Below are 10,021 nucleotides of genomic sequence, written 5' to 3'. Positions count from 1 at the left end.
AATGCACCCCTCCATTCATTAATCCTAGTATAGTTCCATTCGAATTATGAGTCTACTTTTCCACGGGGGCCTATGAGTTGTCAATTGTCCTTTGTCCATTGTCGATTGTATAATGTTCTTAACCTTTAATTTTTTAAACTCGTCCATTGTCCATTGTCACTTATATAATTTGTTAAGGATTAATATTTTGAATTTAGCTTTAGTTAGATTTACAGTTTCATCTTGTGATAATAAAAACTTGATAGATAAACTTAAATAGAAGCTTGTTTACCTATACTAATTTGATGTATTGTTAATATAAAACGAATTTGATGTGTTTTTTTACGGTTTTTGTATATAATTATAATGTAGATTTTAAATTTTAAAATTTATAGTGTCGAAGATAGAAGAGTAAGACTAAATTAATATTAGGAAATTTTTTATATTTATAGTTAGGAGTTGTTTTTAATGTCTTTTGATTTTTTAGATAATAAAAATATGACAATACATTTTATAGGTATAGGTGGAGTGAGCATGAGCGGACTTGCAGAAATACTTATAAAAAATGAATACAAGGTATCCGGTTCAGATAGATCACAAAGTTATATTACAGAAAAACTAGAAAAACTAGGTGCTAAAATATTTATTGGACATAATAGTTCAAATTTAGATGGGGTAGATTTAGTTGTTTATACAGCTGCCATAGCAGAAGATAATCCAGAGCTAATAAGAGCTAAAAATGACGGAATTAAAATGCTAAACAGAGCAGAATTTTTAGGCTTGCTTATGAAAGGTCATAAATACGGCGTTGCTATATCAGGAACTCATGGAAAAACTACAACTACATCTATGATGGCCCATATTGGATTAAAAGAAAATATAGACCCTACTGTTTTAGTTGGTGGAAAATTAGATGCTATAGAGGGAAATGTAAGAGTTGGAGAAAGTGAATATTTTATAACAGAAGCTTGTGAATATAAAGAATCATTTTTGAATTTTTATCCATATATAGGTGTTATATTAAATGTTGAAGCCGACCATTTAGATTACTATAGAGATCTAGAGCACGTAAAGGAAGCTTTCAAAAAGTTTGTGGCTATAATACCTAATGATGGATATGTAGTTGTAAACGCTGATGATAAAAATGCTATAGACGTTATAAAATATGCTAAATGTAATGTAATGAGTTTCGGTATAGAAAATGGTGAATACAGAGCTAAAAATATTAAATATAATGATTTAGGTTGTGGAATTTTTGATGTTTATAAAAATGAAGAAAAATTATTTTCTATAGAATTAAACGTTCCAGGAAAACACAATGTGTTAAATGCTATGTCTGTTATTTGTAGTTCTTTAGCATTAAATATTAGTGAAGAGTCAATAGTTGAAGGATTATTTAACTTTAGGGGGACTCATAGAAGGTTTGAATTTAAGGGATGTAAAGATGGAATAAATGTTGTAGATGATTATGCACATCATCCTACAGAAATAAGAGCAACATTAGAGGCTGTAAAAAACTATCCCCATAAAGATGTTTTTGTAATCTTCCAACCACACACTTATACAAGAACAATAACTTTATTTGATGATTTTGTAAATTGCTTTAAAGGAACTAAAAATCTAATTCTTGCAGATATATATGCTGCCCGTGAAAAAGACACAGGAATAGTTAGTTCAGATAAACTAGGTGATGCTATAAGAGAAACAGGAATAGATGCTAAGAATTTTCATAGTTTCGAAGAAATAGTAGATTATTTAGAAGAAAATGCAAAAGAAGAAGATTTAATCCTAACAGTAGGTGCAGGAGATGTTTACAAAATAGGAGAAATGTTTCTTGAAAACAATTTATAAAAAATAAAATAAAAAAGGTCTATGATAAAACCATTGTTAGTTTTATCATGGACCTTTTTTATGTTTTAAATTATAGCTTTTTATAAGATTTTATACTATTTGGTATTTTCAATGCAATAAGTATAGTCAAAGCACAGGATATGATAGATTCTAAATATAAACTTTGATAAAATCCGTATATTGAGGTAACAAGCATTAATATAAAACATGTAATTTGACAGATAGCCCTAAATAAACTTTTATTGTTTTTATCTATATGTATCTACCCCTTTTTATTTAGTAATAACAATATATACAATATCTTTAATCATTTAGTAAGGATACTAATTTAATTTTTAATAAAATAATAGAAAATACTAGTAATAATATGCATTGATAAAATGATATAGTATAAAAATAACGATTAAAATAATAAATTCCAAACACTATTATTAAAGATGGTAAAGATTCTATTAAATCTTTAAATCCTAATTTTATATTTTGCTCCACTGAATAATTATTAGACCTTAACTTAGAAGGTTTATTATGAAAAATAAATATAATATTATTCAAAGATATAACACAAATACATAATATTGTAAGTGTTAAATAATAATTTATGCTAAATAACTTATTTGTAATAACAAACTGTAATAGAAAAATAGTTGACATTGTAAAAAAGGTTATTAGAAAAGATAATATATTTTTACCAACTATATAAGCTATAATATTTTTGTTTGTAATTAAGTTTTTAATATCTAAACTAATTATATAATCAGCAACAAAATTGTATCTACAAACCATTGTTAACATAGTTAAGATACCTGTTGTATACACATTTTCAAGTTGGGGAGCTTTTAAATAACATCCTATAAATAATATAATTACTCCTAAAAAAAAGAAATTATCTCTTTTTTTTCTGCTGTGAAAAATAATTTTAAACTTTCTTTAAACCAATATCTCATATAAATCTCCTTATTTGTTAATTACAATGTATACAAATATGATTACTGTTAATATTGAAAAGGATAAGTATAATATGAAAAATACTATCTATTTCTTTGATTAGAATAATCTATATTTTTAATGGGCTTAATTTTGGAAAATAATAACATGAATCCAATATGTAGTCAACTGAAAATTTACAGTTTTATAATATGTGTCTATAGTATAATAAATCTAGAAAATATAATCCTAAATTTTATGGGATACAAAACTAAAATAGGGAGTGAAAAACATGGGGATAAAAGTTTATAAGGTAAATGCTTTTACTAAGGATAGTAAAGGTGGCAATTGTGCTGGAGTTGTTTTAGATGGGGAGAAAATAAATGAATTAGAGATGCAAATTATAGCTAAAAAATTAAATTTTTCTGAAACAGCATTTGTAATACCAAAGGATAAAAGAAAAAGAAAAAATAATAAAGAAGTTTATGATTATGAGGTTAAATTTTTTACACCTACAGAAGAAGTTGAGTTATGTGGGCATGCCACAATAGCTACATTTTTCACATTGGCTAAAATGGGATTATTACCACAAAATAATGTTTCTTTAAAACAAAAAACAAAGGCTGGAATTTTAGATGTAGATGTAATTTCAAAGGATGAAATAGAGGTTGTTATGTCACAAGCTGAACCACAATTTTCAGATGAGTCTTTAAATAAAGAGATATTGTCTAAAATCTTAAATTTATGTGAAGATGAAATTGGATTTGAAAATTTAAAACCACAAATTGTTTCTACTGGTCTTAGAGATATATTAATTCCTATTAAAAATGAAGAGGATTTAAAAAATATAAAAATAGATAATGATTTATTAATAAATTATAGTAGAGAGCTAAAAGTAGTGGGAATTCATGCATTTGCAGTAGATAGTAACAATAATGAAAGATTTATTGTAAGAAACTTTGCACCAGCAGTAGGAATACCAGAAGAAAGTGCAACAGGAACATCTAATGGGGCATTACTTGCTTATTTAATTAAAAATAATTTTTATGAATTAAAGGACCATGAAGAAAAAACTATAATTTGTCGTCAAGGTATGTATATGGGGAATACAAGTGAAATTATAGCAAAAGGAAGTATATCCAATAGAAAGATAGCTATAAAAGTTGGTGGTAAATCTTATATAGAAGGTGAAGAAGAGATAGAGTTAAAACCATTAGAAATTTAATGTGATAAAAAGGGAAAGCTAGGTAATTCTAAATTACCTAGCTTTTGGGGGGTTAGATTTTGAAAAAGTTCATTTCAACTGTGTACTCATTAATTAGTATAGACAACTTTTTAGAAAAATAATCAATTTCAAAGTTACAAATTGTAGAATGTATCCCTTTATCTTTTAAAAAGTGGATAGTTCCTATGTTATTATCATCTTTACGTAGTCTTATTAAGATACTTTCTACCTCATTAAACTGAATTCTAGAGGCAATATTATCAGAATCTAGAATAAGATTTAACGTTCTATTATTTAAAGGAATAATTAAATCAATATCACATTCCCTATCTTTGAAAACTTTTATTTCAAAATCACTTACTAAATTTAAATTGTACTGTTTAAATTCATACATATATATAAACCTCATTTTAAAATTATTATTTTATTAAAAAATCTCCTTTGCTACACTTAAACATTCATCATAGGAGTTTTTAAAAGCATCTTCAAAAAAGAATAGAAAAACTTTAATAATTTTATTATATACTATAAAATTAGAAATTTATTTAACTTATAGAAAACAAGCTTATAGTTTAGTGTGAAACTGGAATCCAGTTTATTTTTAATTAAAGAGATTAAAAAACACCACAACTGATAAATAAAAAAACTATTAATATAATTTGAATATACTAATAGTTTTTTTGTATTAATATTTATTTAAATATCTTTTTTAATTTAGCAAACTTTGTTGAAGTAAAAGGAGGATATCTTAGTGGAACATCCATAGCAAAATCTTTTTTCACAATAGATTTTATATGAGAAAAAGTTTCAAAACTATTCATTCCATGATATTTTCCCATTCCGCTTTCACCAACACCTCCAAAAGGTAAATATAAAGAGGCTACATGAACTATAGTTTCATTTATACAAACTCCTCCAGAGGTTGTTCTTTGTAGTATTTTAGATATATTTTTTTCATCTTTAGAGAAAAAATATAATGCAAGTGGTTTTGGTCTATAGTTTACAACAGCAATAACTTCATCTAAAGTATCAAATTCAATTACTGGTAAAATAGGTCCAAATATTTCATCGTCCATTACAGTATTATTAAAGGTTATATCATTTAAAATTGTTGGTGATATATAAAGCTCATCACGGTCAATTTCACCACCAAATTCAATTTTACCGCAGTTTAAATATTTTACTAATCTATCAAAAGCTTTTTCATCAATTATTCTAGGATAGTCTTTTGAATTTTTAAAATCTGGTCCATAAAATTTATTAATATAATGTTTCATATATTTTATTAAATCTTCTTTTACAGAACTATGGACATATAGATAATCTGGAGCTACACAAGTTTGACCAGCATTTAAAAATTTGCCCCAAACAAGTCTTTTAGCTGTTAGTTTTAAATCAGCTGTCTTATCTACAATACAAGGACTTTTTCCGCCTAACTCAAGTGTTACAGGAGTAAGGTTTTTGGAGGCTGCTTCCATAACCACTTTTCCAACAGGAACACTACCTGTGAAGAAAATATAATCAAATTTTTGGTTTAGTAGTTCTGAATTAGCATCTCTACCACCATTAACAACAGAAATAAGTTCTCTAGGGAAATTTTCACATAAAAGTTTTGTAAGAACTTTAGATGTGTTAAGACTTTTTTGAGATGGCTTTAAAATAACTGTGTTGCCTGCAGCAATAGCACCTATTAGTGGAGCTAGTGAAAGTTGAAATGGATAGTTCCAAGGCGATATTATAAGTGTGACACCATATGGCTCTGGATAAGTAAAACATTTAGCAGGAAAATGAGCTAGTTGTGATTTTACCTTTGTAGCTTGCATCCAGTTTTTTAAGTTTTTTATAGTGTGATTAAGTTCTTCAAAAACAATGCCAAGCTCTGTTGCGTACCCTTCAAAATTAGATTTCTTTAAATCTTTATAAAGAGCGTCTAATATTAACTGCTCATTATTTTGCAAAATAACTTTTAATTTATTTAATTGAGTTAATCTAAATTGAGTAGTAAGAGTACTACCGTTAAGAAAATAATTACGTTGAATATCAACAAGTTCTTTTATATCCATAAACAAAACCTCCATTTCTAAATTACAATTCTATAAAAACATAAATTTTGCCATCAAAGTATTTGTATTCTCTCAAATAATTTAATTTTAAAATAGTCTATTTATAGAGTTTCAAGTTGACTTTTAAAACTACTTATTCCAAAACTTGAATACCTAAAATAGTGAGACATGCTCTTAATTACTTAGAATTCAACACTTCATCTTGTATGAAAATATTTTAAGAGTGTTGAATAAATTTAAATTGCAGCTTGTTTCCCTATAATATAGGATTGTAAATTAAATCTTAAACTTATTCATTTATCAAATGAGAAAACACAAATTAATATTTTTTCAATAACTAACAGGTTATTTTAGTTAAGAGTTAATAGTTCTTAACTAACTATATTTGTATTTTATATTAATAATATACCTAATAAAGTATATTATTAATATAAAATATATAATATACCTTAGAATTAAATAAATAATATCATTGAACTTATGTATATTCAAGAAAATAAAATAAATTAAGTAAAAAGCAACTTAATAAACAATAAATTTAAAATTAAAAAATTATATAGGGTTCCAAGTTGACTTTTAAAATTATCCATTCCAAAACTTGGATACCCCAAATAGTGAGACATGCTCTGAATCACTTAGAATTCAACACTATATTTTGTATGAAAATATTTTAAAGTTATTGAATAAATTTAAATTTGAGCTTGTTTCCCTATAGAGGAAAGGGAACAATAAATAAAGAATTAATAATAAAGTTACTATTAAAAATAGGAAAAGGTGTAGTATGAAAAAGATAAATGATTATAATATTTATATTAAAATTTTAGCGTTAATATTTATAGTTACTAAGTCTATACAAGGAAAAATCCCAGCGTTATATGTAGTTGCATATTTTTTACTATGTTTAATAATTAATTTTAGTGTGCATTTATTTAAAGACAATATAGAAAAATTATTATTAGTATCAGGGATTATAATATCTTTTATAATTTCAATTACAGTAATGCCATTAGCAATAATATTTTTCTTTATAAATTTAATTGAATTTTTATATTTAATTAAGTTGCCTAATGCTTTCTTGCTAATTTTAATTTGGAGTATAGTAGTATTTTTAAAAATAGATATTGATTTTTTTTCTTTGTTTATTTTTATAGCTATATATTTTATTTATTATAGAGTATATTGGGAATTAAATTTTATTAATTATGATTTACCATTAAAGATAGAGATGCAACGAAAGACTATCGACGAGTTGAATCTAAAATTAAAGAAACAAAGTAAGTATAGAAAACAGGCAATATATACTTATAAACTAAAAGAAAGAAATGAGTTATCTAAAAAAGTTCATGATAAAGTAGGCCATACTATAGCTGGAAGTCTTTTGCAGTTAGAGGCGTGTAAAATTGTATTAAACAGTGATATGGATAAAGGAAAAGAAATGATAGATGGAACTATTGGTGTATTAAGGCGAGGTATGGACGATATAAGAAAAATTTTAAGAGAAATAAATCCTACTGATGAGCAAATAGGTATAAATAGGATTAAATTAATTTTAAATGAAAAAACACAGAATACTAACTTCACATTTAATGTAATTCATAAAGGGGATGTGGAAAAGATAAGCAAAAGGCAATGGATGCTCTTTTTGGATGTTATAATGGAGAGTTCTACAAATTCATTGAAATACTCTGAAGGTAATCATATAACTGTAAAAATAGAAGTGTTTAATAAGCTAATTAAACTTCAAATAGCTGATGATGGCATAGGAAATTTAAACTTTAAAAAAGGAATAGGGTTAAATAGCATAGAACAAGAAGCGATGGAGTTAAATGGGAAATGTATAATAAATAGTTATAAAGGTTTTGAAATAATATTATTAATGCCAATAGAAACTATAGTTAGTTAATAGTAGTAACTCTTAACTAAAGTAAGCTAGAGGGGGGGAAGTTATGATTAAATTAATTATTGCAGATGATGATTTACTTATAAGAGAAAGTTTAAAAATAATATTAAGTGCAGATAAAGAATTAGATGTATTAGAGGCTTTTGAAAATGGCAAAGAAGCAGTTAATTACATTTTAACAAATAATGTTGATATAGCGCTTTTAGATGTAAGGATGCCAGTATTAAATGGAGTTGAAGCCACAAAGGAGATAACAGAAAGAACTAACACAAAAGTTGTTATACTTACAACTTTTGATGAGGATGAATATATAGATAATGCATTAAAGTTTGGGGCAAAGGGGTATATATTAAAAAATAATGCACCAAATGAAATTATAAACGCTATAAAAATGGTTCACAAAGGCAATTCTGTAATACAAGATAATGTACTAGAACGATTAAAGTGTAATTTTCAAAATAAAAGTGAAATAAAATTAGATAAAGAACTATTTACTCAAAGAGAAATAGAAATAATAAAATTAATATCACAAGGGCTTAGTAATAAAGAAATATCATCAAATTTATATATAACAGAAGGAACAGTAAAAAATTATATATCATCAATACTCAATAAAACAGAGTTGCAACATAGAACTCAAATAGCTATATATTATTTAAAAGGAAACTTATAAATATATAAGTTTTAATTCAAATTTATTAATTAAACCTTTGTTATTAGTTTTAAAAAAAATATAATTGTAGTTAGTTAAGAGTTAAAAGTTGTGGATGAAACTGTATTAATCCAGTTTCTTTCAACTTAAGGGAGTAAAAATTGAGTTTTAGAGACAAAACAAACTAAAACTATATTCAAAATGTACAGCCGTAACAAATGGGACAGGCACGACTAATGTAGTTCCATAAAATAGATAGTAGCTCTTTAAATTTAATTGCCATAAATAAAAAAAGTTAGCCAGTCCCTTAATATAGTTAAGAGTTTAGGATTAAAGTGGTAACCACTTTCTTTTTAATTTATATAAAAGTACGTTTAGCATTACTAGGAACAAAGAGAGTAGTAATAACCATAACTTTTAACTGTTAACTAGTCACTCTTAACTTTTAACTGAAAATATATAATATTTTTAAAGTGTACAGCCGTAACAAGAAGGACAGGTTCACTTAGTTGTACAACCATAAAAAACTTTAGTACTCAATAAAAATGGATAGATAAAATAAATTACAGAGCAAAGAACCAGTACTTGAGCTGCAAAGCAGCGTACCTGTTAGGTACTGGTTCTTTGTTTATTTTATTATGGGAATACAGCAATTGTGGAATCTACAATTAAGCGAAGAAAATAGCCACAAATGAACCTGTCCCACTTGTTATGGAGATAATACTGTAAGGAATTGATTGTTTAGATGTGTTGCTAAAACAGGGGATGGGGACCGACTTCGAGCAGTATTGGAGAGAAATTAAAATCAGCAAAAGTATCTAGCCAAAAGAGTAGCAAAGTAGCCAATTACGCATCTGTCCCTCTTGTTATGGATATAGAACTTTGGGTGATTGCTTTCTTAGATTTTTTAGCAAAACTAGGTTTAAAAATACGTTCAGTATTACTAGGAGCAAAGAGAGTAGTAATAACCACAATTATTAATTATTAACTCTTAACTCTTAACTAAAAAAAGTCCCTCTTGTGATGGATGTAGAACTTGATATAATCACTTATTTAGTTGATGTAAATGGTTTTTAAAAATTGACAATGGACAATTGACATTTAACAATGATGGAGGAAACTGGATCACCAGTTTCTTTTGAATTGCTAGGGACTGGCTTTGAATTTTTAGATATAAGTATAAAGCTAGGAGAGCATCTAATTTTAAGTGAAGTAAATAAATTTACCGTGCCTGTCCCATTTGTTATGGAGCTAAGATTATAATTTATTGCTTACTTAGATTTTGTTAGCAGAACTAGGTTTAAAAATACGTTGAGAATTACTAGGAACAAAGTGAGTAGTAATAACCACAACTCTCTCCTTATAGTTTAGTTTTCTTTGATTTACTCTATTTTTCTTAGAATTTCATATTAGTCATATCCTTATAT

At 26.1% G+C, this 10,021-nt stretch carries 7 protein-coding genes; 5 read left to right on the top strand and 2 right to left on the bottom strand.

Annotation, left to right across the window (positions count from 1 at the left end; translation table 11 throughout):
- Positions 1-447 precede the first annotated feature (447 nt).
- A complete protein-coding gene (murC, locus tag AZI32_RS16310) occupies positions 448-1,830 on the top strand; it encodes a UDP-N-acetylmuramate--L-alanine ligase (protein WP_061996928.1) in 1,383 nt (460 codons plus the stop codon).
- A gap of 1,216 nt (positions 1,831-3,046) precedes the next feature.
- Positions 3,047-3,979, top strand: a complete 933-nt coding sequence (locus tag AZI32_RS16300) for a PhzF family phenazine biosynthesis protein (RefSeq protein ID WP_061996923.1) — start codon at positions 3,047-3,049, stop codon at positions 3,977-3,979.
- 52 nt (positions 3,980-4,031) lie between these two features.
- Here the strand turns inward: AZI32_RS16300 and AZI32_RS16295 are convergent, their stop codons facing one another.
- Together AZI32_RS16295 and AZI32_RS16290 are read right to left on the bottom strand one after the other, a co-directional pair.
- Entirely contained in the window at positions 4,032-4,373 is a 342-nt protein-coding gene (locus AZI32_RS16295) for a hypothetical protein (RefSeq protein ID WP_061996921.1), read from the bottom strand.
- Positions 4,374-4,671: 298 nt separating this feature from the next.
- On the bottom strand, positions 4,672-6,042 hold the full coding sequence (locus AZI32_RS16290; protein ID WP_061996918.1) for an aldehyde dehydrogenase: 1,371 nt from the start codon (positions 6,040-6,042) through the stop codon (positions 4,672-4,674).
- 781 nt (positions 6,043-6,823) lie between these two features.
- Between AZI32_RS16290 and AZI32_RS16285 the strand changes: the two genes are divergently transcribed.
- From AZI32_RS16285 to AZI32_RS18540, 3 genes are all read left to right on the top strand, one after another.
- Positions 6,824-7,945, top strand: coding sequence for a histidine kinase (locus AZI32_RS16285; protein WP_061996913.1), 1,122 nt, complete (start codon positions 6,824-6,826; stop codon positions 7,943-7,945).
- Between the two features lie 43 nt (positions 7,946-7,988).
- A complete protein-coding gene (locus tag AZI32_RS16280) occupies positions 7,989-8,615 on the top strand; it encodes a response regulator transcription factor (RefSeq protein WP_061996909.1) in 627 nt (208 codons plus the stop codon).
- Positions 8,616-9,701: 1,086 nt separating this feature from the next.
- Positions 9,702-9,857 carry a hypothetical protein gene (locus AZI32_RS18540; RefSeq protein WP_157450956.1) on the top strand — a complete coding sequence of 52 codons (156 nt, stop codon included), beginning with the start codon at positions 9,702-9,704 and terminating at the stop codon, positions 9,855-9,857.
- Positions 9,858-10,021 lie beyond the last annotated feature (164 nt).

The sequence above is a fragment of the Clostridium sp. ATCC 25772 genome (assembly GCF_001573875.1).
GTDB classification, from domain to species: Bacteria; Bacillota; Clostridia; order Clostridiales; family Clostridiaceae; genus Clostridium_J; species Clostridium_J senegalense.
Note: the sequence above shows the minus strand (reverse complement) of the source record. Positions and strands in the feature narration are given on the sequence as shown.

Coding starts and splice junctions, on each gene's coding strand:
- murC (WP_061996928.1), top strand. CDS start 448: ATGTCTTTTGATTTTTTAGATAATAAAAATATGACAATACATTTTATA.
- AZI32_RS16290 (WP_061996918.1), bottom strand. CDS start 6,042: ATGGATATAAAAGAACTTGTTGATATTCAACGTAATTATTTTCTTAAC.
- AZI32_RS16300 (WP_061996923.1), top strand. CDS start 3,047: ATGGGGATAAAAGTTTATAAGGTAAATGCTTTTACTAAGGATAGTAAA.
- AZI32_RS16280 (WP_061996909.1), top strand. CDS start 7,989: ATGATTAAATTAATTATTGCAGATGATGATTTACTTATAAGAGAAAGT.
- AZI32_RS16285 (WP_061996913.1), top strand. CDS start 6,824: ATGAAAAAGATAAATGATTATAATATTTATATTAAAATTTTAGCGTTA.
- AZI32_RS18540 (WP_157450956.1), top strand. CDS start 9,702: ATGATGGAGGAAACTGGATCACCAGTTTCTTTTGAATTGCTAGGGACT.
- AZI32_RS16295 (WP_061996921.1), bottom strand. CDS start 4,373: ATGTATGAATTTAAACAGTACAATTTAAATTTAGTAAGTGATTTTGAA.